Genomic DNA, 23,700 nt, shown 5'->3' on the forward strand with positions numbered 1-23,700 from the left:
TCAGCATCAGATTCAGCAAGCGAAGATTAGCGAGGACAGGCGTGGCAGAGCGCAAGACAACCCCTACGATTTCGTTGCCCGACGAGCGCGTGCTCGACGTGAGCGGCATTACCGTGCAGTTCGCGACATCCGAGCGCGTGGTCACGGCCGTGCGCGACCTGTCCTTCCATGTCGACCGTGGCGAGACGCTCGCTATCGTGGGCGAATCCGGCTCCGGTAAGTCGGTCACGTCGCTGGCCGCGATGCGTCTCGTCGAGAACGGTGGCGGCCGCATCACCCAAGGCTCGATGATCATGCGCCGCCGCAATGGCAAGCTGGTCGACCTCACGCGTGCCAGCGGCCGGACCATGCGCAGCATTCGCGGCGCCGACATGGCGATGATCTTCCAGGAGCCGATGACCTCGCTCAATCCGGTATTCCCGGTGGGCGAGCAGATTGCGGAATCGATTCGCCTGCACCAGCGCAAGGACGCCGCAGCCGCGCGTGCCGAAGCGCTGCGCATGCTCGAACTCGTGCGCATTCCCGAAGCACGCCGCGTGCTCGGCCGCTTCCCGCACCAGCTCTCGGGCGGTATGCGCCAGCGCGTCATGATCGCGATGGCACTATCGTGCAAGCCGGGCTTGCTCATTGCGGACGAACCGACGACCGCGCTTGACGTGACGATTCAGGCGCAGATTCTGCAACTGATTCGTGCACTGCAAGACGAGATGCACATGGGTGTCGTGTTCATCACGCACGACATGGGCGTGGTGGCGGAAGTGGCCGATCGCGTGCTTGTCATGCATCGCGGCGACAAGGTGGAAGAGGGACCGTCACGCGAAATCTTTGCCGCACCGCGCGAGCGCTACACGCAGGCGCTGCTCTCCGCCGTGCCGCGTCTGGGCTCGATGCATGGCACCGACCTGCCGGCGCGTTTCCCGCTGCTGCGCTACGACGCACCGGCCGATGCCAAGCCCGCTGCCGAAACCCCGCAACCGACCGTCAAGACCGACGCCGGCCCGATTCTTCGCGTAAAGGACCTCGTGGCCCGTTTCGACGTGCCGTCGGGTTTCTTCGGCCGTGTGAAGCAACGCGTACACGCTGTCGAGCGCGTGAGCTTCGACCTCTATCCGGGTGAGACGCTGGGTCTCGTGGGCGAGTCCGGATGCGGCAAGTCGACGACCGGCCGTGCGCTGCTGCGTCTGGTCGCGAGCCAGGGCGGCTCGATCGAATTCGGCGGCAAGCCGATTCAGGACCTCGCCGGCCGCGCGTTGCAGACCTTGCGCCGCGACATCCAGTTCATCTTCCAGGATCCGTTCGCCTCGCTCGACCCGCGCCTGACGGTGGGTTTCTCGATCATGGAGCCGCTGCTCGTGCACGGCGTGGCCAGTGGCGCAGAGGCAGAAAAGCGCGTGGCCGAATTGCTCGAGCGGGTCGGACTGCCGGCAGATTATGCGCAACGCTATCCGCACGAGTTCTCGGGCGGCCAACGTCAGCGCATCGCGATCGCGCGGGCGCTGGCGCTCAAGCCGAAGGTCGTGATCGCCGACGAATCGGTCTCGGCGCTCGACGTCTCCGTTCAGGCGCAGATCATCAACCTGATGCTCGACCTGCAAAAAGAGTTCGGCATTGCGTTCCTGTTCATTTCGCACGACATGGCGGTCGTGGAGCGCATCAGCCACCGTGTGGCGGTGATGTACCTCGGCCAGATCGTGGAGATCGGTCCGCGCCGCGCGATTTTCGAGAACCCGCAACACCCATACACGAAGAAGCTCATGTCGGCGGTGCCGATTGCCGATCCGGCGCGTCGTCACGCCAAGCGGGAATTGTTGACGGAAGAAATTCCGAGCCCGATCCGCGCGGTTGGCGACGAGCCGCAGGTGCAGCCGCTGGTGGAAGTCGGCGCCGGGCACTTCGTGGCCCGTCACCACGTGGCCGGCGCGTATTGAGCCGGCGGACGCGGCAGCGCCCCGATGGGCGTGCCTGCGGCCACCGGCATGGTTTCCCCGGGGGAGTGATTCCCCGGTAGCTCAGGCAGTACCCAGTTGCAGCTCTCGTTGTAGCCACAATGTCCGCCAAGGGAAGCAGTCCTATGACTCGCTCGCGGCGACCCCGTCAGACCAGAAGGAGAATGACAGATGTCGAAAAACGCTTTGTTGGGCGCTCGCTGGAAAACCGCGCTCGCGTCCGTCGCTGTAGCTTCCGCCGTGCTCGGCGCAGCGCCGGCGTTCGCCGCCAAGGATGTCGTGATGGCCGTGCAGTCCACGTTCACCACGATGGATCCGTACGATGCAAACGATACGCTGTCGCAGGCCGTTGCCAAGTCGTTCTACGAGGGCATGTTCGGTTTCGACAAGGACATGAAACTCATCAACGTGCTGGCCGATAGCTACACCGTCTCGCCGGACGGCCTCGTCTACACGATCAAGCTCAAGTCGGGTGTGAAGTTCCAGGACGGCACGAACTTCGATGCCGCCGCCGTCAAGGCGAACTTCGACCGTGTGACGAACCCGGACAACAAGCTCAAGCGCTACAACCTGTACAAGGAAATCGCCAAGACGGAAGCGGTCGATGCGCACACGGTGAAGTTCACGCTCAAAGAGCCGTTCTCGCCGTTCATCAACACGCTGGCTCACCCGTCGGCTGTCATCATCTCGCCGGAAGCCCTCAAGAAGTACGGCAAGGACATCGCATCGCACCCGGTCGGCACCGGCCCGTTCGAGTTCGTCGAATGGAACCGTACCGATTACGTGAAGGTGAAGAAGTTCGACGGCTACTGGAAGAAGGGCTATCCGAAGGTCGACACGATCACCTTCAAGCCGGTGGTCGACAACAACACGCGTGCCGCTGTCATGCAGACGGGTGAGGCGGGCTTCGCTTTCCCGGTGCCGTATGAACAGGCCGAAGGCCTGAAGGCGAGCGGCAAGGTCGACGTGATCGCCGGCCCGTCGATCATTCAGCGCTACGTCAGCTTCAACACGAAGCAAAAGCCGTTCGACGATGTGCGCGTGCGTCAGGCCATCAACTACGCGATCAACAAGGAAGCGCTGGTGAAGGTGGCCTTCGCTGGCTACGCCACGCCGGCTGACGGTGTGGTGCCGAAGGGCGTCGACTACGCGGCCAAGACCGGTCCGTGGCCGTACAACCCGGCCAAGGCGAAGGAACTGCTCAAGGAAGCCGGTTACCCGAACGGTTTCGAGACGACGCTGTGGTCGGCCTATACGTACACGACCGCGCAGAAGGTGATTCAGTTCGTGCAGCAGCAACTGGCGCAAGTGGGCATCAAGGCGCAGGTGCGCGCACTGGAAGCCGGTCAACGCGTCGAGCTGGTCGAGTCGGCACCGGACCCCGACAAGGCGCCGGTGCGCATGTACTACGTGGGCTGGTCGTCGTCGACGGGCGAAGCCGACTGGGCGCTGCGTCCGCTGCTGTCCTCCGAATCGTTCCCGCCGAAGCTGTTCAACACGGCGTACTACAAGAACGAAGCGGTGGATGCCGACTTCAACAAGGCGCTGCTGACCACCGACCGCGCCGAGAAGACCAAGCTCTACACGGACGCTCAGCAGAAGATCTGGAACGACGCGCCGTGGGCGTTCCTCGTGACGGAAAAGCTGCTGTATGCACGTAACAAGAACCTGTCGGGTGTTTACACGATGCCTGACGGTTCGTTCAACTTCACCGATATTTCGATGAAGTAAGCATCACGCGCAAGTGTGAAGTGCCCGCGCCGCCGCATGGGCTGGCGGCGCGGTTTACCGCAAGACATGGTTTGGCAAGACGTTCGGCAAGACTGCGATGCTCACTTATTTTCTCAAACGCCTGCTTGGCCTGATTCCCACGCTGCTGATCGTGGCAGTGCTGGTGTTCGCCTTCGTGCACATGTTGCCGGGCGACCCGGCGCGTCTGGCCGCCGGTCCGCAGGCAGACGAGGCGACCGTGGCGCTGGTGCGTCAGGATCTCGGCCTCGACAAACCGCTGCTCACGCAATTCACGAACTTCATCACGCACGCGGTGCGGGGCGACTTCGGTTTGTCGATGCGCAGCAAGCAACCGGTCTCGGAGGAGATCGGCAGCCGCTTCATGCCGACGCTCTGGCTCACGCTGGTGAGCATGATATGGTCGGTGGTCATCGGCATGGGGCTGGGCGTGGCGTCCGCAGTCTGGCGCAATCGCTGGCCCGACCGGCTGGGCATGACCTTCGCTGTCTCGGGCATTTCGTTTCCGGCGTTCGCGCTGGGGATGTTGCTGATGCAGGTTTTCTCGGTGCAGCTCGGCTGGCTGCCCACGATGGGCGCCGACTCCTGGAAGAGCTACATCCTGCCTTCGATCACGCTCGGGGCGGCGGTGGCGGCCGTGATGGCACGCTTTACCCGTTCCGCATTCGTCGAAGTGCTTCATGAGGACTTCGTGCGCACGGCGCGCGCGAAGGGGCTCAATGAAATGCATGTGGTGTTCAAGCACGCGCTGCGTAACGCCATGATTCCTGTCGTCACGATGATGGGTTTGCAGTTCGGCTTTTTGCTCGGCGGCTCGATTGTCGTCGAGGTGGTATTCAACTGGCCGGGACTCGGACGTCTGCTGATCGATTCGGTCGAGATGCGCGACTACCCGGTGATTCAGGCGCTGGTACTGTTGTTCTCGCTTGAGTTCATTCTGATCAACCTCGTGGTCGACGTGCTGTACGCCGTCATCAACCCGACCATTCGCTACAAGTGAGGCACGCATCATGAACGCGGGTCAACCGACGACTGTCACCAACTCGGCAGCCTCTGCCGGCAGCAATCGCGTGCGCACGCCGTGGCGCGAATTCTGGCGCAAATTCAAGAAACAGCACATCGCCATGGTCGCCGGCGCGTTCGTGCTGGTGCTGGTCATCATCGCGATCCTGGCGCCGCACCTCGTGCCGTTCGATCCGGAGAACTTCTTCGACTACGACGCGCTCAACGCGGGGCCGTCGGCGAAGCATTGGTTCGGCGTCGATTCGCTCGGGCGCGACATCTTCAGCCGTGTGCTCGCCGGCACGCGGATTTCGCTGGCCGCCGGGTTCGGCTCGGTGGCGCTTGGCGCCGTGATCGGCACGGTACTCGGTCTGCTTGCCGGCTACTACGAAGGCTGGTGGGACCGCATCGTCATGCGCATTTCGGATGTGCTGTTCGCCTTCCCGGGCATTCTGCTCGCCATCGGCGTGGTCGCCGTGCTGGGGAACGGCATGATCAACGTGATCGTCGCCGTCGCCATCTTCTCGATTCCGGCGTTTGCGCGACTCGTACGCGGCAACACGCTGGTACTCAAGCAACTGACCTACATCGAAGCGGCGCGCTCCATCGGCGCGTCGGACTGGACGATCATCATGCGGCACATTCTGCCGGGCACGGTGTCGTCCATCGTGGTGTATTTCTCGATGCGAATCGGTACGTCGATCATCACCGCCGCGAGCCTGTCGTTCCTCGGTTTGGGGGCACAGCCGCCCACGCCCGAGTGGGGCGCGATGCTCAATGAGGCCCGTGCGGACATGGTCAACGCGCCGCATATCGCCATCTTCCCGAGTCTGGCCATTTTCCTGACCGTGCTCGCGTTCAATCTGTTGGGTGACGGCTTGCGCGACGCGCTCGATCCGAAGCTCGACCGCCATTGATTTAGGTGCAGGAGCGCGACATGACGCCGTCGTCAGATCCTCGCGAAGCCCTGTTCGGTGCGCCATATGTCGGGCGTCTGCCCGCCGGGCCGCGCCATGCGATCACAGACGTGCCGGGTGTCTTCGTCGGCCAGGTCACGCTCGCCGACGGACCGGTGCAGACGGGCGTGACGGTGGTCTGTCCCACGCCGGCTGACGCGGCGGGCGCTCGCGCAGGCGAGACGTCTCCCGACGTGCGCTGGGACCCGTTTCGCACCAAGGTCCCGGCAGCGGCGGCCGTCATCAATGGTTTTGGCAAGAGCGTCGGTCTGATGCAGATCGACGAACTCGGCGTCATCGAGGCGCCTGTGGCGCTCACCAACACGTTTTCCGTGAGTCACGTGGTGCTCGGCCAGTTGCGCGCGGCGCTCGCCGCGAATCCGGACATCGGACGCGGCAGCCCGTCGCTCAATCCGACCGTGCTCGAATGCAACGACGGCTACCTCAACGACATGCAGGCGTTCGCCGTGACCGAGGCGCATTATGTGCAGGCGTTGGCGAATGCCTCGTCGGAGCTCGAACAGGGTGCCGTCGGCGCCGGGCGCGGGATGTCGAGCTTTGGCCTCAAGGGCGGTATCGGTTCCGCCTCGCGTGTCGTGCAGACGGCCGGGCAGACGTTTACCGTCGGCGTGCTCGTGCTGTCGAACTTCGGCCGCCCCTCGCAACTGGCGATTGCCGGGCGTCACGTCGGTCCAGTGCTCGATGAGCGCCTGGCGCAGCCCGAGCAAAGCGCAGCACCCGAGCGCGGCTCCATCATCATGCTGGTGGCCACCGACGCGCCGCTCGACGCACGCCAGTTGCGCCGAGTCGCCACGCGCACCGGTGCCGGACTGGCGCGCACCGGATCGGTGTACGGCCACGGCAGCGGCGACGTTGCGCTTGCCTTCACCACGGGCTACACGGTGCCGCACGACGCGATGGGGCGTGTGGCCCCTGCGGCCCTTGTGCCCGACCCACAACTCGATCCGATTTTTCAGGCCACCGCCGACGCCACGGAGCAGGCGATTCTGCACGCGCTCTTTGCTGCCGAGTCCGTGCGCGGACGAGACGGCCACGTGCGGCGCGCGCTCGCCGACGTGCTGCCCGACTGGGCGACGCTGTGAGCCTTTCTCTACCTTGCTGACATCATGCGAATCCTGATTTCGACCGATATTGAAGGCGTTGCGGGCGTCTTTCACGCCGAACAGACCCGGGCGGGAAACGGCGAGTACGAACGCGCGCGCCGCTGGATGACGCGCGAAGCCAATGCGGCCGTCGAAGGCGCCTTCGCGGGCGGGGCGACCGAAGTCATGGTCAACGATTCGCACGGCGGATTTCGCAACCTGCTGCCGGATGAACTCGATCCTCGTGCCCGCCTCGTATTGGGCAAGCCGCGTTACCTGGGCATGGTGGCGGGCGTGGAAGCCGGCTGCGATGCGCTGTTCATGATCGGCTACCACGGCAAGTCGCAGAGCGCCGGAATTCTGGCGCACACGATCAACAGCTTCGCGTTTGCGCGTGTATGGCTCGCGGGCGTGGAAGCGAGCGAGGCCATGCTGTATGGAGCGCTCGCGGGCGAGCGCGGTGTGCCGATGGTCATGGCGAGCGGTGACGACGTCTTCTGCGAGGAGACCCAACTGGTCTTCCCGCACGCACGTTACGTGCAGACGAAGGCGGCCTGGGGGCAGGGCAGCGGCATGACGCTCAGCCCGAGCCAGTCGTGCGACCTGATTCGCGACGCCGCGAAGGAATCGCTTGCGCAGCCACGCAAGTGGCATACGTACAAGGTGCAGGCGCCCGTCGAAGTGCGTCTGCAGGCGCAGACCACGGCGCTGGCCGATCTGTTCTGCCAATGGCCGACGCTCGAACGAGTCGACGGTGTCACGCTCCAGTTTGTTGCGCCGAGCGTCGAGGCGGCCGTACGGGTGTTGAACTGCCTCTCGGCCATGTCGTTCATGCTGCGCTAAGTCGCGGCCGCGCAACGTGGCCCAACCGCTGCGGCAGCTTTCGTTGCCTTACCCGCCTGTCTATCGCCCCTGACGCCGCCGGGGTCTCTCGCCGGATTTTGGGCCTGTGCGCGGCGGGATTTTTCCTGCCGGCCAGACTGGCGGTGCCTGTCCGGCCGCGCCAGTGCTGGTTTGGCCGCCAGTGTTGTTAAGGCGCTACTGAATAGGGGTTCGCCGCCACGGAACGTCAAGTTCCGGCATGCGATAATCCGTAATATTTTGTAACAGGTGTGCCGCCTTATGGGGCACCGCTTCGGATTATTGAGTGCCGGCAAGTCCCGGCGGTGAATCATGGATATCAGAAACGCCCGACGGTGGGCGGAGCCCGGCGCCAAGCGTTACGTCGGCGCGTTAATGGTGGTACTTGCTGCGTTTCTTCTTCGCAGCCTGCTGCATCCGGTGTTGGATCACTCGATGCCGGGCATTTTCTTCGCCTGCGCAGTGATCATCGTCGAATTCGTGTGGGGGTTGGGGCCGGCGATCATGGCCATGGTCATCAGCATTCCGATTTTCGACTTCTTCTTCGTACCGCCGTTTCGCGATATCGCCCAGTTTGACCGGCGCGATGCGATGATCGTTACCGGCTTCCTGACCATTACGCCACTCGCCGTTGCGCTGATCGAGCGCCTGCGCCGCGCCCAGTACCGGGCCGAGTTGATCGCCGAAGTCGCTCAGACGCGCTACGAGATGTTGTTGCGCGCTGAGAACGAGCGCATGTTGCTGTCCGACTCGGTGCAGTTGGGCAATGCCTTGATGACGTATCTGACGAAGCATCTCGATACGATCTTCTATCTGGCCAATCCGGCGACGCACTACGAATTCATCGACGAGCATTTCCGCCGGGCAACGGGGGTTGCGCCCGAGGTGTTCAAGCGCGACGGTTTGCGCGCGTTGCTGCATGCCGAGGATGCACAGCGTCTGGCTGGGCTGTTTTCTGTCGACGGCGAGCGCCCCCAGCACGGTGCGCACAACCTGCGCATGCGCACGCGCGAAGGCGGCTATGAAATGTTCCACTGCGAATTACAGTATTTCCGTGCCCATGTCGGCACGTATGTGATTTTGCGTTTGCATGCGGGGCCGGCGGTGCGCCCGGTCACGCCGTTGCATACGCTCACGCCGGCGGCCAATGCGCGTGGTGTTATCGAGACGCCGGTCGTCTCTGGCGGAGTTTGACGATGTTCCAGGACGATATCTTTTACAAGGGCGGCGACCATGCGGTGCTGCTGTTGCCGGGGCTGTCGAGCACGCCGCTCGAAATGCGTCCGGTGGCGAAGGCGTTGCATCGCGATGGCTATACCGTTTCGGTGCCGCATATCGAGGGCTACGGACTCGGCACGCCGTGCACCGACTGGCGCTCGTGGATCGCTGCCGCGCGGACGAAGTATCGCGAATTGCGCGACACACATGAAACCGTGTCGATATGCGGCCTGAGCATGGGGGCGACGCTGAGTCTGGCCGTGGCGCAAGAGGAGCCTGATATTGCGGCGCTCTCGCTGTTGGCTGTCACGCTCGTATATGACGGCTGGACCATTCCCTGGTATTACCCGCTCATCGATCTGGTCTACCACACACCGTTGCGTCATCGGTATCGCTATCAGGAGAAGGCGCCGTACGGCCTGAAAAACGAAGCGCTGCGTGCGCGCGTGGCGAAATCGATGTCGCTGCACGACGCCTCCGAAATCGGCTCGGCCTCGCTGCCGCTTGCGCACCTGTATAACGCGCGTCGACTGGCGGCGCACGTGCGAGAACGGCTGAGTCGCGTGACGGCCGATTGCCTCATCATTCACGCGGTGGATGACGACACGGCAAGCCCGCACAATGCGCGCATCGTCTACGACGGTGTGTCGTCCGAGGTGAAGCAGAAGTGCCTGCTCGGCGAGAGTTATCACATTCTGACGATGGACAACGAGCGCGAGACTGTCGCCGACGAGACGCGCCGCTTCTTCCGCGATGCCGTCGCGCGTAGCGCGGGGGCTGCCTCGTCCGAGACACGCATCATCTCCAAGGCGCTGCTGCGCGCCAAACGCCGTCAGGCGGCTGCCTGATCGAGACGGGCAGCGGCAGCACGCGCCTGCGGGCGCGTGCCGCTATCGTCGCATTCCCTATTTTCTCTGCGCTTCATTTCTCATCGCGTGCGAAACCTGGTGAGGTGTCCGGTCGCCTGACTGGCGACCTGATAACCCCGCGTGATTGTGAAGCGCGCGCGGTGTCATCAAACTGCCTTCGATAGCCGGTTATGGTCGGGGTTTTCCGATCTAGCCGCCTGCATGACCTGCGGGCGGCGCTGTACACATCAGGCCATGTCATCGCTCGTCATCGAATCCGTCAGCAAGCAGTGGGGCAATACACACGCGCTTCACGATGTGAGTTTTGCCGCCGATGCCGGCTCGCTGGTGGTGCTTCTCGGCCCGTCGGGCTGCGGTAAGTCGACCCTTCTGCGCATGATCGCCGGGCTGGATACGCCAAGCACCGGACGCATTCTGTTGGGCGGCACCGACGTGACCGGGTTGCCGCCCGCGCGCCGCAAGCTCTCGATGGTATTCCAGTCGTATGCGCTGTTCCCACACCTGTCGGTGCGCGAAAACCTGCTATTCGGCCTGCGCGTGCGTGGCGAACCGGCGCGCGATTACCCGCAGCGTCTGGCACGCGTGGCATCGATGCTCGGGCTCGAACCGTATCTGGAGCGTAAGCCGTCGCAGCTCTCAGGCGGTCAGCAACAGCGCGTGGCACTGGGCCGCGCTGTGATCGCCGAGACGTCGGTCTGTCTGATGGACGAACCGCTCTCGAATCTCGACGCGCAACTGCGTCAGGAAATGCGTCGCGAGATCAGGGCACTGCAACAGCAGCTCGGCATGACGCTCGTCTACGTGACCCACGATCAAACCGAAGCCATGAGCATGGCCGATCAGGTCGTGCTGCTGCGTGACGGCCGCATCGAGCAGTGCGGTGCGCCGCACACGCTCTATGCCACCCCTGCCACCCGTTTTGCTGCGAGCTTCATCGGCACGCCGCCGATGCAATTGCTGCGCCTCGTGCGTCACGGCGATGCACTGGTGCCTGCCGGGCAGACCGGTCCGGCGCTGGCCCCGGCCCGGGGCGAGGCGTGGGACACGGCGTTGCTCGGGCTGCGTCCCGAGCATGTGCGCGCGGTCCCGCCAACCTCGGTGGGCGCTGTGCTGGCCACGGTGAGCGCTGTCGAATATCTGGGCGCGGACACGCTCGTCGCCTGCACGCTGGGCAACGCGGGCGAAGTCGCCACCCGCGTGCCGGGGCATCGGCCGTTTGTGCCGGGCGAGGCGATCGGTTTGCAGTGGGATGCGGCCGACCAGCATTTGTTCGACGCAGCCACTGGCGTGCGCATCCCGGGGGCGACGGCGAACTGGCGAACCATGGAGGTTGTCGAGCCGGTTGCCGACGACGCCATCGCTGCGCCGGCCGCCGACGTGGCGATGACAGCGCCGCTCGCGGTGGCAGCCCTCACCTCACTCAAACCCGAACAACACGTCTGACACAGGCCCGCCGCCATTGCCACCGAATCTGCGCGATCCGACCCGGCACGGCGATCCAGAGGCCTGGCTTCCGACACCTGTCACATCAACACTACGCTTACATGGGGAACCAAGCGACATGCGACGCACGATTCTGAAAACGTTTGCGGCCAGTCTGGCCACGCTGGCATTGGGCGGCCTGACGGGCTCGGCCGTGGCGCAGCAAAAGCCGGTCGAACTCACGTTCTACTACCCGGTCGCCGTTGGCGGCCCGGTCACGAAGATCATCAACGAGCTGGTGGCGGACTTCGAGAAGGATCATCCGAACATCAAGGTCAAGCCGGTGTACGCCGGCACGTACCAGGATTCCGTGGTCAAGGCATTGACCGCCGCGAGAGCCGGCACGCCGCCGCAACTGGCCGTGCTTGCTGCGGCCGATGTCTTCACGCTGATCGATGAAGACGCCGTGGTACCCATCGACAGTATCGCCGGCACGCCGGCCGACAAGCAGTGGCTCGACGGCTTCTATCCTGCGCTGATGCTCAACTCGCGCATCAACGGCCACACCTGGGGGGTGCCGTTCCAGCGCTCGACCATCGTCATGTACTGGAACAAGGACATGTTCCGCGAGGCCGGTCTCGACCCGGATCGCGCCCCGGCGAACTGGGCGGAACTGACCAGCTACGCCCAGAAGCTCACCAAGCGCGATGCCTCGGGCAACGTGACGCAGTGGGGTATCAAGGTGCCGTCCGTGGGCTTCGCTTACTGGCTGTTCCAGGCGTTCACCACGCCGGCGGGCATCGAGCTGATGAACCCGGCGGGCACCAAGACGTTCCTCAATGCACCTCAGGCAGTCGAGTCGCTGCAGTACTGGGTGGATCTCACCACGAAGTACAAGGCCATGCCGACGGGGGCGATCGAGTGGGGCACCACGCCGAAGGACTTCCTGGAGAAGAAGACGGCCATTATCTACACGACGACCGGTAACCTGACCAACATCCGCACCAACGCTACGTTCCCGTTCGGCGTTGGCAAGATGCCGGCCAAGGTGCGCGGCGGCAGCCCGACCGGCGGCGGCAACTTCTACGTGTTCAAGAAGACCTCGCCGGAAGAGCGGCAGGCTGCGATGACGTTCATCAAGTGGGCTACCACGCCTGAGCGCGCGGCGCAGTTCGGCATCGACACGGGCTATGTTGCCGTCACGCCAGCCGCCTGGGAGACCCCGGCGATGAAGCAGTACGTGCAGAAGGTGCCCGCTGCTGCCGTGGCGCGCGACCAGCTCGGCGTGAGCGTGGCCGAGTTCTCCACGCATGACAATCAACGCGTGACGAAGGCGCTCAACGATGCCCTGCAAGCGGCGCTCACCGGTACCAAGTCGCCTAAACAGGCGCTGGACGATGCGCAACGCGAAGCGGATCGCATTCTGCGTCCGTATGCGCGCTGAAGTCCTGCCCTCGCTGGACTTCGCTCTCTGCCTCGTTGAAATGCGGGGCCGGCACATCGCGGTGACCCTTCCGCGTGGACCGGCCCCGAGTGTCGAATCGATGGACCGTCGATGAATCGTTCCTCTGCTTCGTGGGTGCCCTGGCTGCTGCTGTCACCGGCGCTGGTGCTGCTTGTCGCCTTCACCCACTACCCGGCTGTCGCTACGTTGTGGCACAGCCTCTTCTCGACGGCCCGTGCCGGGGCGTCGTCCGTGTATGTGGGCGCCGAGAATTATCAGCTTCTCGTCGAAGACCCGGTCTTCTGGCAGGCGCTGCGCAACAACCTTCTGTTCGCACTGATTACCGTGCCTGCGGCGATCGCGCTGTCGATCGTCATGGCGCTGTGGGTACACCGTCAGGTGCCGGGGCGTGCGTTGTTGCGTCTGGCGTACTTCACGCCCGCCATTCTGCCGATGATCGCCGTGGCGAACATCTGGTTGTTCTTCTACACACCGCAGTACGGGCTGATCGCGCAGATTTCGCAGGCGTTCGGGTGGGGCGATCACAACTGGCTCGGTCAGCCGAGCACGGCACTGCCTGCGCTGATGATCGTGACGATCTGGAAAGAGGCCGGGTTCTTCATGATCTTCTACCTGGCGGCGCTGCAGCAGATTTCGCCGACGCTTGCCGAGGCGGCTGCCCTCGAAGGCGCGTCGCGCTGGCAGTTCTTCCGGCGTGTGCAGTGGCCGCTGCTCATGCCCACGACCCTGTTCGTGGTGATCAATGCGCTCATCAACGCGTTCCGTCTCGTCGATCACATCGTCGTGATGACGCGCGGGGGGCCCGATAACGCGACGCAATTGCTGCTGTACTACATCTATCAGGTGGCCTTCAGCTTCTGGGATACGTCCTATGCGGCGGCACTCACGGTGGTCTTGCTCACGCTGCTCGCGGTCGTCGCCTTTGTGAAATTCCGTTTGCTCGACTCACGTACGCACTATCAATGACGACCTCCGCCAGCCCGACATCTGCCACGGGCACCCCTGCGAAGCCACATGCTGCCGTTGCGTCGTTTTCCGCAAACGGACAGGCGAACCTGATCGACGTCGCCGGTGCATGGCTGCTCGGCCTGCTGTGGCTGCTGCCGTTGCTCTATGCCTTCTGGAGCGCGTTTCATCCGTCGGCCTACGCCACGCGCTTTTCGCTGAGTGCGCCGCTCACGCTCGAGAATTTCGTGCACGCGTGGCAAGCCGCGCCGTTCGGGCGCTATCTCGTCAATACGTTTGTCCTTGTGACGGTGATTCTCGCCGCGCAACTGGTGCTGGCGACCCTCGCGGCCTATGCCTTCGCCCGCTTTACGTTTCGCGGCAGCGAGGTTGCGTTCATGCTCGTGCTGTTGCAATTGATGGTCATGCCCGACGTGCTGATCGTCGAGAACTATCGCACCATCGCGTGGATGGGCCTGCGTGACACGATCTTCGGCATTGCGTTGCCGTACTTCGCGTCGGCGTTCGGCATCTTCCTGTTGCGCCAGGCGTTCAAGACGGTGCCGCGAGAACTGGACGATGCCGCACGCGTGGAAGGCGCCAATGCATGGCAGGTGCTCTGGCGCGTGTATGTGCCGCTCGCGCGCCCCGTGTATGTCGCGTATGCGCTGGTGTCGATCAGTCACCACTGGAACAACTTCCTGTGGCCGCTCATCGTCACCAACTCCGTCGAGACGCGTCCTCTGACGGTCGGTCTGCAGGTGTTCGCTGCGCTGGATCAAGGGATCGACTGGTCGATGATTACAGCCGCCACGTTGATGACCGCCGCACCGCTGTTCATCGCCTTTCTGCTGTTCCAGCGGCAGTTCGTGCAGTCATTCATGCGGGCAGGCATTCGCTGACGCTTGCGGGGATGCCGGGCGTTCAAACGCGCAAAAGCAAAACGGCACGCCCTAGGGCGTGCCGTTTCGTTCTGCGCCGGTCGATAACGGGGGGCGTCGTATCGCGTCGTATGGCGTCGTATCGGACCGGCGGCTGCCGCCAAACTTATTTATCGGCGGCCTTGACCAGCAGGATCGGCAGCGTGGTGATGCGCAGCAGCGTTTCAGCAACGCTGCCGAGCAAGAGCCGATTGATCCCGCGGCGGCCGTGCGTGCCGAGCACGATCACGTCGGCGTTCCAGGCCTGCGCGTCGCGCAGTACGGCGTCGGCGATCTCGTCGGTGCCCGCGTCGAGCGTAATCATCTTCGTCTCTGCCTCGACACCGCGCTTCTTCAACTCGGCTTGTGCCGTGGCGAGGATCTCAGCCGTTTCCTTCTCGAACGACTCCTGGCTTTCCAGCGGCACGAAGCCACTGTAGGCGCCGGCGGCGTAGGCGTTGGCAAGCGAAGGAACGACCGATGCCAGGCGGATCTTGCCATGGCTCAGGGCCACGAGCTTGACGGCTTCGTCGATGGCGCGGTTCGAGGGGGTACTGCCGTCGATCGAGACCAGAATGCGTTCGTACATGATGGTGTCCTCTTTGGGCTGGAAATGCGTGAAGGCTTGTGCGATGCCGCGGGGGCGCTTCAATACTGCGATGCGCGGCAATCCGCCGGGATGCTTTTCATTCTCGCACTGCGTGTATCGAAAGTCACCCGGCACAGTGAAGCAACGTTGACCATACGCAATAACGCATCGTAATGCCAACGCCCGGCGCGTGCACACCTGGGTGCCGGGAGGGTACCGCTGGGTTCAGATTCCGAACGGCCTGCGGGCTCAGTTCGGCCGGCAGGCGATCACGAGGTTGGCGACATTGCCGGTCACGTCCCGTGCGAGCACATCGTAGCCCTTTTGCAGGCATTGGGTGCGGGCGCGCTGGTCACAGTCGCCGGCGCTGCTGGCCGAGCACTGGATCTGCTGGGTCGGACGCCCGTCCGAGGTGAAGAGCGGGGCAGACGAGCCGCAAGCGGACAGCGTGACAGTGAGAAGCCCCGAGGAAAGCAGAATGGCGATCTTGGCGAGATTTTTCATGATGGTCGTCTTACAAGCTCTCGCGAGTATAACGCGGCGTCATGACCCGGGAGCGGGCGCTCGCCGAAGGTTGGGATACGTCACATGCGGCCTCAATGCGCCGCGTCCGACCCCGTGGCGGCACTTGCCAGTCGCTGCCGGCGCAGCGTGCGCAGGCTGTCGAAGACGATGAGCGCCACGCCGAACCAGATCGGCACGTACGTCCACAGACCGCGCGCGGTGAAAGGCTCGTCGAGTAGGAAGATCGAGACGGCGAAGAGCAGCACAGGCTCGACGTATCCGAGAATGCCGTAAAGCCCGATGGGCAGCATGCGTGCGGCGCCCAGGGTGCTCGCCAGCGCGCTGGCGCTGAGCAGACCGAGCGCGGGCAGCCAGAGCCAGTAGCGCGGCTCGCCGAGCACCATGGCGTTTTGCGGCCATGCCTGCCATAGCACCATGGTGGCCAGTGGTGTCATGGCGAGCAACTCCAGGATGAAGCCGCTGAGCGCGTCGAGCCGCAGCCGGCGGCGCAGTATGAAGTAGGGCGGATAGCCGAACATGATGAGCGCCGTCACCCATGACAGCGCGCGCGTCGCCCAGAGTTCATGCATGACCCCCACGGCGGCCACGATCAAGGCGGCCGTCTGCAACGGGTTCAGACGCTCCTGATACACGGTGCGGCCGGCCAGCACCATGGTGAGCGGCAACAGAAAGTAGCCAAGTGAGACATCGAGCAAGCGCTGTTGCAGCGGGGCCCACACGAACAGCCAGAGCTGAACGCCCAGCAGCGCCGCGCAGAGCAGCACCGCACCCAGCAGCGCGGGCCGGTGCAGCACGTGCGAGATCGTGCGGCCGAGTACGTGCCAGCGCCGCAGTGCCGTCACGATAACGAGCGTGCCGGGCAGCGTGAGCAGAATGCGCCAGGCGAACACGTCCAGCCCGGACAGGGGCGCCAACTGCGAGACGAGCGCGGGCATGACGGCGAACATCACCGACGCCGAAACAGAGAGCATCACGCCGCGACCGGAAAGCATGGGTGTCCTGTGAAATGAAGCTGGAGGGGAGGGGACGGGCTTGGCCCGGATCAGGCCGCGAGCATAGCAAATTTGCACCAGACCGGGGCGTTCCAGAGGGAGCCCGACGGCAGTGCCAAACTTGGCCCTCGAACGCGTATGATCGCCATTCGTCAACGTTTTCCATTTCTTGCCGCCGTGAGCGGTACTTTTGCAGGAGATTCGTGCATGTCGTCCGTACCCGCAGTTGCTGAATACGCGGCTTTCGCAGCTTCGATGGCCGATGCCGTCAGGCCGCTGTCGCTGGGCTGGTTCCGCCGGCGGCTTGCCGTCGACGACAAGGCGGACGAGAGTCCGGTCACGATTGCCGATCGCGAAGTCGAGACCGCATTGCGCGAGAAGATCGCGGCGCGCTATCCGTCGCACGGCATCTGGGGGGAGGAGTTCGGCAAGCGCGGCGTGGATGCTGAGTTCGTCTGGTCGGTCGACCCCATCGACGGCACGCGCAGCTTCATCACGGGACACCCGCTGTGGGGCACCTTGCTGGCGCTATTGCAGAACGGCAAACCGGTTGTCGGCCTGATCGATATTCCGGCAACGGGCGAGCGTTGGGTTGGCGTGAACGACGCCGTCAGCGGCGTGCACGAAGCTCGCTTCGGCACCGAGCTGTGCCATACCAGCCCGGTGACGGTGCTCGCCGACGCGACCGTCTACGCCACGTCTCCCGACATCTTCGATGCGGCCGAGTATGCGCAGTTCGAACGTCTGACCAAGGCTGTAAGCCGCCGTCGCTTCGGTGGCGATTGCTATGCCTACGGACTGCTGGCGAGCGGACACATCGAACTCGTCATGGAAGCGGGATTGCAAACCTACGACTATCTGGCCGTGGCGCCGGTCGTCGAAGCGGCGGGCGGCGTCATCACCGATTGGGAGGGCCAGCCGCTCACGCTGACCTCGCAGGGGCGTGTGCTGGCTGCCGCGAACGCCGAGCTGCACGCCGCTGCGCTCGCGTGCATTCGCGGGGCCTGAGCCGCCTGCGGCCGATTACGCGAGTTGGTGTGGGAGACCTCGCCAGATGCGTGGCAGCAACACGCCAAGCACGACGCCGCGCGTGGCGAGAAACGCCAGCAGCGCGAGCCACAAGCCGTGATTGCCCCACGCCGCGAGCGTGAGCGGCATCACGGCGCCAAACACCAGCAGACCGATCAGCGAGGACGTGAGCAGTTCGCGTGTGCGCGTCGCGCCGATGAACACGCCGTCGAGCTGGAAACACCACACCGCGACAATCGGCGAAAGCACCGCCCACGGCAGGAATTCGCGCGCGGCGTCGCGCAGCGCGGGTTGATCGGTCAGCGTGTCGATGATGGCGCCGCCGGCCAGGGCGTAGACGAGCGCGAACGCCATGGCGCAGCCCAGCGCCCATCCCAGTGACAACCGGATGGCATGCAGCAACGCCTGCCGTTGCCGTGCGCCGATATAGGCGCCGACCAGCGCTTCGGCCGCGTGGGCAAAGCCGTCCAGACCATAGGCCATGAACGTCTGGAAGTTCAGCAACAGGGCGTTGGCGGCGAGCGTCGTGTCGCCGAGCCTCGCGCCGACGCGGGCAAACCACGCGAAGGCGAGTTGCAGGAACAGCGTGCGAAGGAAGATATCGAGATTGAGCCGCAGCAGGCGCCACAAGGCGCTTCGCTCGACGAGCGTGGCGAGTCGCAGCGGCGGTAAGCCGGGGGTGCGGGCGAGCCAGAGCAGCCATGCGCCCAGCGCGAAGCCGAGTCCGTCCGCCAGTGCGGTGGCCGATGCAATGCCTGCCACTCCCCAGCCGAATCCGCGAACGAAGACGAGCACGGCGACGATGTTCACCAGATTGATGAACACTTGCACGGCGAGCCCTTGCCGCACGCGCTGACACGCGAGCAGATAGCCGAGCACCACATAGTTGCCCAACGCCAGCGGCGCGGCGAGAACGCGGATGCTCGCGTATTCGCGCCCCAGCGCCTGAACCTGTTCGCTGCCTCCCAGCCATGAGACACCGACGGACACCAGCGGGTCGCGAAAGACCAGCAGGAGGGCGCCGATGGCAAATGCCAACGCCAGCGCACGCGCGAGCGTATCGCGCAGACGCTCCGTATCGTTCGCGCCGAACGCCTGCGCGGCCAGGCCCGTGGTGCCCATGCGCAGGAACGAGAAGCCCCAGAAGATCAGGTTCAGCAGCAGACCACCGAGTGCGACACCCCCCAGATACGCGGGGCCCGGCAAGTGGCCGGCCACGGCGGTGTCGACGGCCGAGAGCAGGGGCTGGGTGAGATTGGCGAGCACGATGGGCACCGCCAGACGAAGCAGTTGCCGGTGACCGGCGGCCGCAGGGGCAGGGTTCATGGGTGTGATGTGCGGCAGCCGTTCATGGCGGTGCCGTCGATCCGCGCGCAGGCGGTGGGTTATGAGTGCGCCGATTATAAGGTCTCGCATAAGGTCTGACATAAGGTCTGACAGACGCCGGGCGCGATCAGGCGCCAGGGCGCGCGCGAAACACGACCGGTACAATGTTCAGCTTCTCCGCCTTCACTGAAAGTCCGCGTATGCCGTCTCCGTCGCATTCAATGGTGTCGTCCTTCCTGGCCTCGCCGATCTTCCCGACCTTCCCGACCTCGCGTCTGGCCCGCCGCCGTTGTGCGCTTGCCGCTGTCTTGTGTCTCGCGAGCCTGCCGGTGCTCGCCGACGTGACCCTGCAACGCAGCCCGCCGCCCCCGCGCTTCGAAGACCCGCACGCGGCCGCCAAGGGGGAGTTCTGGGTGCCTGGCTATTGGCAGTGGAAAGACGGCCGCTACGACTGGGTCGACGGTCATATGGAGCCCAAACGGCCAGGCATGCGTTACACCCCGCCGCACTGGGAGGAGACAGGCCATCACGAGTGGACCTTGCGCGATGGTGTATGGGAGTCGTCGGGCTGGGGGGCGGGCACGATCCACGAGATTCGTTCGCCAAAGTGATATCGCCCATAGCGCTGCGTCATTGCGTCGCAGTGCTCGCATGGGTTTCATCTGCTCAGTCGGTAAGTGGAAGCGGTCGTCCTGGCGCGGACTGGCCGTTCGCCACTGCGCGGCATCGTCCATCGAGCATGGAAACCGCTCTCTTTGTATTAATAAGTAATCCGATGTATTGAATAATTTGCGGACTTGACGGGCACAAGGCGGTGCCGTTACGCGAAAGCTATTGACACGTCCGGAACGTTGAACAACACTATGCGCACATCGCGTCACCACGAAACGCGGAACAGTCGCAGGCAGCAGTAATTTAAATTACGGCACAACGAAATTGCGCGATTTTGCGCACGTCGCACAAGCATTTCGGAGGTGTTCGCTGGCGGCTGATGGTGTAACGCCCAAGGTCTTTCGGGGAGAAGGCGGGCGTAATCGATTATCGGGTTGTCTCAACGGTTTGGGATCCGCTATGTACACCGCAAGCAATGTCTGGAGCGCCTCTCCTGGGGCTGCGCGCTTCGCTCGGTATCTTTCCGCTCCCACTCAAACGTCTGGCGGACTGACGCACAGACGCATAACGTAAGACCGCTTGTACGGTCTGCTGTCTCTTCGATCTGCGGGGCAATCGCCGCGAAGATCCGCCGTTCCCTGAAGTCTCATATGCCGGACAGACGCCGCGAAGTGCGGCACAGTTCGTCACCTCTGCGTGACATGTGGCAGGAGCGTGTATGCAGTGTTCAGTTCCGTTGTTCGATGCAGTGCCGTTGATCACCGTGTTCGTCTGCGTCGTTCTGGGCCAACTGCTCGGACGCATCAAACTCGGCCCGATCCAGCTCGGCGGCGTGTGTGGAGCGCTGCTCGTGGCCTTGCTCGTGGGCCAGACCGGGTGCATGGTCGAAGGCTCGCTCAAGGACTTCGCCTTCGCGCTCTTCATTTTTGCCATGGGCTTTTCCGCCGGGCCGCAGTTTGTCGAGAACCTGAACCTGCGGGGCCTGCGCTTCAGTGTGCTCTCCATTATTGAAGTGGTCTTCGTGTTCGGCATCGTGATGATCGCCGTGAAGCTGCTCGGCCTCGATCCGGGCACGGCGGGCGGGCTCGCGGCTGGCGCTGCCACGGAGTCTGCAATGGTCGGCACGGCCATCGAAGCCCTCAACCGGCTCGGCCTCGCGCCTGAGAACTTCAAGGCGCTGCAGGCCAACGTCGTGACCGCTTACACGCTCACGTACGTGTTCGGCCTTATCACCATCGTGCTGTTCACCAACCTGCTCGCGCCGCGTCTGTTGGGCATCGATCTCAAGCAGGACAGTGCACGTCTCGCTCGGGAAATGGAAGACGAGAACGGTGGCGAAGCTGGCGCACCCGCGGCGCCCGATGTGGTCGGACGCAGCTATCGCGTAGCGCATCCGGGACTGACCGTCGCCGCGCTGGAGGCCGCGTTCGAAGGGCGGGTGGCCGTCGAGCGGGTGCGTCGTGCGTCGGCGTCGGTGCCTGTTGCGCAGCGTCTCGCGCTCGAGCCGAATGACGAGCTTCTGATCGTCGGCCGGCGCGACGCCATGCTCGAAGCGCATGCGCTCATCGGCCCCGAGGTCGCTGGCACCGAAACGAATGAGATCGTGCTGGTCGAGCGCGAGTTCGTCATGACCAACAAGGAAGCCGAAGGCCGCACGGTGACCGACCTGCGTCGCGAAGCGCCCGTGGATGTGCGTCACGGCGTGTTCGTCAAATCGGTCAGGCGTATGGGCATGCAACTGCCCTCGCTGGGCAAGATCGCGCTGCAGCGAGGCGACGTCGTCACGCTGCAAGGTCAGGAAAGCGATGTGATGCGCGCCGGGGAGGTGCTCGGCAAGCCGGTGCCGTATGGCAACAAGACGAGCCTCGTGTTTGTCGGCCTCGCGCTCATCGTGGGGCTTTGCATCGGGCATCTTTCGGTGCGCATTGGCGGTGTGCCGATGACACTGGGCTCCGGCGGCGGCGCGCTGCTCTCCGGTCTGGCCAGCGGCTGGCTGCTCTCGCGGCGTCCCACATGGGGCACGTTTCCGCCTGCGGCTTTTGAACTGCTGAAGGATCTGGGGCTGGCCGTGTTCGTGGTGTGCGTTGGTCTGTCGGCAGGGCCGCAGGCCGCCGTGCTGTTGCGAGAGCACGGTCTGGCCCTGCCTGTCGTGGGCATCTGCGTGTCTCTCATCCCGGCCCTGGTGTCGCTGTGGGTCGGCCACAAGTTGCTGCGTATCGATGGGCCGATTCTGATCGGCGCCATTGCCGGTCAGCAGGCCAGCACGCCTGCAATCAGCGCGGTGGTGCAAACGGCGGACAGCGCATTGCCGGTCGTGGGCTACACGGTGACCTACGCCCTGTCGAACGTGCTGCTGCCGCTCATGGGGCCAGCGGTAGTTTTCGTCGCCCACCAGTTTTCGCGTTAGGGCGTGCCGGCACGGTCGGGGGAGGCCCTGACACTGCCGGTCACCGCACCCATTCATTGACGGAGGTTCTGCCGTGGAACTCGTGCATAGCATTCTCAACCATGTCCCGGAGGTCGCGATCTTTCTATCGCTCGCCATCGGGTACGCGATCGGGGCGATCAAGTTCGGGTCGTTCCAGTTAGGCGGTGTGGGCGGCTCGCTGCTGGTGGCCGTTATCGTTTCCCAGATCGGTATCTCGGTCGACGCGGGTGTGAAGAGCATCATGTTTGCGCTCTTCATCTACGCCGTGGGCTACGAGAGCGGTCCGCAGTTCTTCAGTTCGCTGTCGCGCAAGACGTTGCGCGAGATCGGCATGGCCATTTTCCTGGCGGCCTCGGGGCTGATCACGGTGCTGATCTGCGCCAGGATCTTTGGCTTCGACCAGGGGCTGGCGGCCGGTGTCGCCGGTGGCGGTCTCACACAGTCGGCCATCATCGGCACGGCCGGTGACGCCATCTCGCGTCTGGGCCTGCCTGCCGATGAGGTCAAGCGTCTGCAATCGGAAGTGGCCATTGGCTATGCCGTCACGTACATCTTCGGCAGCCTCGGCGCGATCATCGTGTGCGCGTCGCTCGTGCCGAAGCTCATGGGACGCACGCTCAAGGACGATGCGAAGAAGGCCGAGCTCGCGATGGCCGGTGGCCAGACCGTGCTTTCGGCCGATCAGGTCAATTCGCTGCCGGCGCTCGTCGGCCGCGTCTATCGCGTGACGACCGGGGCGGGCAAGCGCGTGATCGAAATCGAAAGGCAACTGACCGACGGTGTGACCATCGAGCGTTTGCGTCGCAACGGGAAGATCATCATCGCCACTGACGATTTGGTCCTCGAAGCGGGCGACGACGTCATGCTCATCGGGCGCCGTGAGGCGGCGACTGAGGCTTGGCGTCTGCTGGGCGACGAACAGCCGCCGACACACGACCTCGACATTGTGCTGCGCATGCAGGAAGTGGTGTTTGCCCGCAAGGGCGGCAACGGCAAGACGCTCGGCGAGCTCAAGGCCGGTGTGGATCGCGACCTCAAACATGGCGTGTACATCGCGCAGATTACCCGCATGGGCCGGCCCTTGCCGGTGCTTGACGACACCATCGTCTATCACGGCGACGTGGTGACGCTGTATGGCGCCGACAGCGACGTGCAACGCGCCGCGAAGGAGGCTGGCTATCCCGTCGCCTACTCGGTGAAGACCGACTATGTGTACATGGGCATCGGTATCGTGGTCGGTCTGCTGATCGGCTACATCGTGGTCAAGGTCGGCGGTATTCCGCTCACGCTCGGCAGCGGCGGCGGTGCACTGCTCGCGGGTCTGGTCTTCGGGTGGATGCGTGGCAAGCACCCGACCTTTGGCGCGATGCCGCTCGCCGCGAGTTCGCTGCTCAAGGAGTTGGGGCTTGCGACATTCGTGACCTGCGTCGGCCTTTCGGCAGGCGCGCAGGCATGGCAGACCTTGCAGCAAAGCGGCATCTCGATCTTCGTCGCCGGGGTGATCGTCACGATCGTGCCGCTGCTGCTCACGTATCTGTTCGGTCGCTACGTGCTTCGCTATGACAACGTTGCCATTCTGGCGGGCGCGTTGTCAGGCTCGCGCAGTGCCAACCCTGCCTTCGGCGAGGTTCTCGACAAGGCCGAGAGCAATGTGCCGACAGTGCCGTTCGCCATCACTTACGCGATCGCCAACGTACTGCTCACGCTGCTCGGACCGCTGGTGGTGTCGCTGACCTGACTGAC

Annotated in this window: 20 protein-coding genes; 16 read left to right on the forward strand and 4 right to left on the reverse strand. The window is 64.2% G+C overall.

Features of this window, described 5'->3' with window-relative positions; all coding sequences use genetic code 11:
* The first annotated feature begins 41 nt into the window (after window positions 1–41).
* The 12 genes from PBR20603_RS22660 (at window position 42) to PBR20603_RS22715 (ending at window position 14,438) form a co-directional block, all read left to right on the forward strand.
* Window positions 42–1,928: a dipeptide ABC transporter ATP-binding protein gene (locus PBR20603_RS22660; RefSeq protein ID WP_150561713.1), complete on the forward strand. Its 1,887-nt coding sequence runs from the start codon at window positions 42–44 to the stop codon at window positions 1,926–1,928.
* Between the two features lie 189 nt (window positions 1,929–2,117).
* Window positions 2,118–3,677 (forward strand): glutathione ABC transporter substrate-binding protein GsiB, encoded by a 1,560-nt coding sequence (gsiB, locus tag PBR20603_RS22665; RefSeq protein WP_150561714.1) that lies wholly within the window; start codon window positions 2,118–2,120, stop codon window positions 3,675–3,677.
* Window positions 3,678–3,774: 97 nt separating this feature from the next.
* Window positions 3,775–4,695 (forward strand): glutathione ABC transporter permease GsiC, encoded by a 921-nt coding sequence (gsiC, locus tag PBR20603_RS22670; protein WP_150561715.1) that lies wholly within the window; start codon window positions 3,775–3,777, stop codon window positions 4,693–4,695.
* 10 nt (window positions 4,696–4,705) lie between these two features.
* A complete protein-coding gene (gsiD, locus tag PBR20603_RS22675) occupies window positions 4,706–5,614 on the forward strand; it encodes a glutathione ABC transporter permease GsiD (RefSeq protein WP_150561716.1) in 909 nt (302 codons plus the stop codon).
* Between the two features lie 20 nt (window positions 5,615–5,634).
* Window positions 5,635–6,756, forward strand: coding sequence for a DmpA family aminopeptidase (locus tag PBR20603_RS22680; RefSeq protein ID WP_425495840.1), 1,122 nt, complete (start codon window positions 5,635–5,637; stop codon window positions 6,754–6,756).
* Between the two features lie 24 nt (window positions 6,757–6,780).
* Window positions 6,781–7,599: a M55 family metallopeptidase gene (locus PBR20603_RS22685; protein WP_150561717.1), complete on the forward strand. Its 819-nt coding sequence runs from the start codon at window positions 6,781–6,783 to the stop codon at window positions 7,597–7,599.
* A 330-nt stretch (window positions 7,600–7,929) separates the two neighbouring features.
* Entirely contained in the window at window positions 7,930–8,811 is an 882-nt protein-coding gene (locus PBR20603_RS22690) for a DUF4118 domain-containing protein (RefSeq protein ID WP_150561718.1), read from the forward strand.
* A gap of 2 nt (window positions 8,812–8,813) precedes the next feature.
* Window positions 8,814–9,683 (forward strand): alpha/beta hydrolase, encoded by an 870-nt coding sequence (locus tag PBR20603_RS22695; RefSeq protein WP_150561719.1) that lies wholly within the window; start codon window positions 8,814–8,816, stop codon window positions 9,681–9,683.
* Between the two features lie 255 nt (window positions 9,684–9,938).
* A complete protein-coding gene (locus PBR20603_RS22700; protein ID WP_150561720.1) occupies window positions 9,939–11,147 on the forward strand; it encodes an ABC transporter ATP-binding protein in 1,209 nt (402 codons plus the stop codon).
* Between the two features lie 118 nt (window positions 11,148–11,265).
* Window positions 11,266–12,570 carry an ABC transporter substrate-binding protein gene (locus tag PBR20603_RS22705; RefSeq protein WP_150561721.1) on the forward strand — a complete coding sequence of 435 codons (1,305 nt, stop codon included), beginning with the start codon at window positions 11,266–11,268 and terminating at the stop codon, window positions 12,568–12,570.
* 111 nt (window positions 12,571–12,681) lie between these two features.
* A complete protein-coding gene (locus tag PBR20603_RS22710) occupies window positions 12,682–13,557 on the forward strand; it encodes a carbohydrate ABC transporter permease (protein ID WP_150561722.1) in 876 nt (291 codons plus the stop codon).
* Entirely contained in the window at window positions 13,554–14,438 is an 885-nt protein-coding gene (locus tag PBR20603_RS22715) for a carbohydrate ABC transporter permease (RefSeq protein ID WP_246174948.1), read from the forward strand. Before PBR20603_RS22710 ends, PBR20603_RS22715 begins: the two co-directional genes overlap by 4 nt.
* A gap of 145 nt (window positions 14,439–14,583) precedes the next feature.
* Here the strand turns inward: PBR20603_RS22715 and PBR20603_RS22720 are convergent, their stop codons facing one another.
* The 3 genes from PBR20603_RS22720 to rarD form a co-directional block, all read right to left on the reverse strand.
* Window positions 14,584–15,045: a universal stress protein gene (locus PBR20603_RS22720; protein WP_150561723.1), complete on the reverse strand. Its 462-nt coding sequence runs from the start codon at window positions 15,043–15,045 to the stop codon at window positions 14,584–14,586.
* 249 nt (window positions 15,046–15,294) lie between these two features.
* Window positions 15,295–15,549, reverse strand: coding sequence for a hypothetical protein (locus PBR20603_RS22725; RefSeq protein WP_150561724.1), 255 nt, complete (start codon window positions 15,547–15,549; stop codon window positions 15,295–15,297).
* 92 nt (window positions 15,550–15,641) lie between these two features.
* A complete protein-coding gene (gene rarD, locus PBR20603_RS22730; protein ID WP_150561725.1) occupies window positions 15,642–16,562 on the reverse strand; it encodes an EamA family transporter RarD in 921 nt (306 codons plus the stop codon).
* A 207-nt stretch (window positions 16,563–16,769) separates the two neighbouring features.
* Here rarD and hisN point away from each other — a divergent pair, with 207 nt between their 5' ends.
* Window positions 16,770–17,570, forward strand: a complete 801-nt coding sequence (gene hisN, locus PBR20603_RS22735) for a histidinol-phosphatase (protein ID WP_150561726.1) — start codon at window positions 16,770–16,772, stop codon at window positions 17,568–17,570.
* A gap of 15 nt (window positions 17,571–17,585) precedes the next feature.
* On the opposite strand, the gene PBR20603_RS22740 is transcribed toward hisN, so the two are convergent.
* The gene (locus PBR20603_RS22740; protein WP_150561727.1) at window positions 17,586–18,917 is read right to left on the reverse strand and encodes an MATE family efflux transporter; all 1,332 of its coding nucleotides are present in this window, start codon (window positions 18,915–18,917) and stop codon (window positions 17,586–17,588) included.
* 221 nt (window positions 18,918–19,138) lie between these two features.
* Here PBR20603_RS22740 and PBR20603_RS22745 point away from each other — a divergent pair, with 221 nt between their 5' ends.
* The 3 genes from PBR20603_RS22745 to aspT (PBR20603_RS22755) all read left to right on the forward strand — a co-directional run bounded on the left by PBR20603_RS22745 (window position 19,139) and on the right by aspT (PBR20603_RS22755) (window position 23,695).
* Window positions 19,139–19,528 carry a YXWGXW repeat-containing protein gene (locus PBR20603_RS22745; RefSeq protein WP_174978033.1) on the forward strand — a complete coding sequence of 130 codons (390 nt, stop codon included), beginning with the start codon at window positions 19,139–19,141 and terminating at the stop codon, window positions 19,526–19,528.
* Between the two features lie 719 nt (window positions 19,529–20,247).
* A complete protein-coding gene (gene aspT / locus PBR20603_RS22750) occupies window positions 20,248–21,936 on the forward strand; it encodes an aspartate-alanine antiporter (protein WP_150561729.1) in 1,689 nt (562 codons plus the stop codon).
* Between the two features lie 73 nt (window positions 21,937–22,009).
* Window positions 22,010–23,695 (forward strand): aspartate-alanine antiporter, encoded by a 1,686-nt coding sequence (gene aspT / locus PBR20603_RS22755; RefSeq protein ID WP_150561730.1) that lies wholly within the window; start codon window positions 22,010–22,012, stop codon window positions 23,693–23,695.
* Window positions 23,696–23,700 lie beyond the last annotated feature (5 nt).

Source organism: Pandoraea bronchicola (assembly GCF_902459805.1).
Classification (GTDB): domain Bacteria; phylum Pseudomonadota; class Gammaproteobacteria; order Burkholderiales; family Burkholderiaceae; genus Pandoraea; species Pandoraea bronchicola.

Coding starts and splice junctions, on each gene's coding strand:
- gsiB (WP_150561714.1), top strand. CDS start 2,118: ATGTCGAAAAACGCTTTGTTGGGCGCTCGCTGGAAAACCGCGCTCGCG.
- gsiC (WP_150561715.1), top strand. CDS start 3,775: ATGCTCACTTATTTTCTCAAACGCCTGCTTGGCCTGATTCCCACGCTG.
- gsiD (WP_150561716.1), top strand. CDS start 4,706: ATGAACGCGGGTCAACCGACGACTGTCACCAACTCGGCAGCCTCTGCC.
- PBR20603_RS22680 (WP_425495840.1), top strand. CDS start 5,635: ATGACGCCGTCGTCAGATCCTCGCGAAGCCCTGTTCGGTGCGCCATAT.
- PBR20603_RS22685 (WP_150561717.1), top strand. CDS start 6,781: ATGCGAATCCTGATTTCGACCGATATTGAAGGCGTTGCGGGCGTCTTT.
- PBR20603_RS22690 (WP_150561718.1), top strand. CDS start 7,930: ATGGATATCAGAAACGCCCGACGGTGGGCGGAGCCCGGCGCCAAGCGT.
- PBR20603_RS22695 (WP_150561719.1), top strand. CDS start 8,814: ATGTTCCAGGACGATATCTTTTACAAGGGCGGCGACCATGCGGTGCTG.
- PBR20603_RS22700 (WP_150561720.1), top strand. CDS start 9,939: ATGTCATCGCTCGTCATCGAATCCGTCAGCAAGCAGTGGGGCAATACA.
- PBR20603_RS22705 (WP_150561721.1), top strand. CDS start 11,266: ATGCGACGCACGATTCTGAAAACGTTTGCGGCCAGTCTGGCCACGCTG.
- PBR20603_RS22710 (WP_150561722.1), top strand. CDS start 12,682: ATGAATCGTTCCTCTGCTTCGTGGGTGCCCTGGCTGCTGCTGTCACCG.
- PBR20603_RS22715 (WP_246174948.1), top strand. CDS start 13,554: ATGACGACCTCCGCCAGCCCGACATCTGCCACGGGCACCCCTGCGAAG.
- PBR20603_RS22720 (WP_150561723.1), bottom strand. CDS start 15,045: ATGTACGAACGCATTCTGGTCTCGATCGACGGCAGTACCCCCTCGAAC.
- PBR20603_RS22725 (WP_150561724.1), bottom strand. CDS start 15,549: ATGAAAAATCTCGCCAAGATCGCCATTCTGCTTTCCTCGGGGCTTCTC.
- rarD (WP_150561725.1), bottom strand. CDS start 16,562: ATGCTTTCCGGTCGCGGCGTGATGCTCTCTGTTTCGGCGTCGGTGATG.
- hisN (WP_150561726.1), top strand. CDS start 16,770: ATGTCGTCCGTACCCGCAGTTGCTGAATACGCGGCTTTCGCAGCTTCG.
- PBR20603_RS22740 (WP_150561727.1), bottom strand. CDS start 18,917: ATGAACCCTGCCCCTGCGGCCGCCGGTCACCGGCAACTGCTTCGTCTG.
- PBR20603_RS22745 (WP_174978033.1), top strand. CDS start 19,139: ATGGTGTCGTCCTTCCTGGCCTCGCCGATCTTCCCGACCTTCCCGACC.
- aspT (WP_150561729.1), top strand. CDS start 20,248: ATGCAGTGTTCAGTTCCGTTGTTCGATGCAGTGCCGTTGATCACCGTG.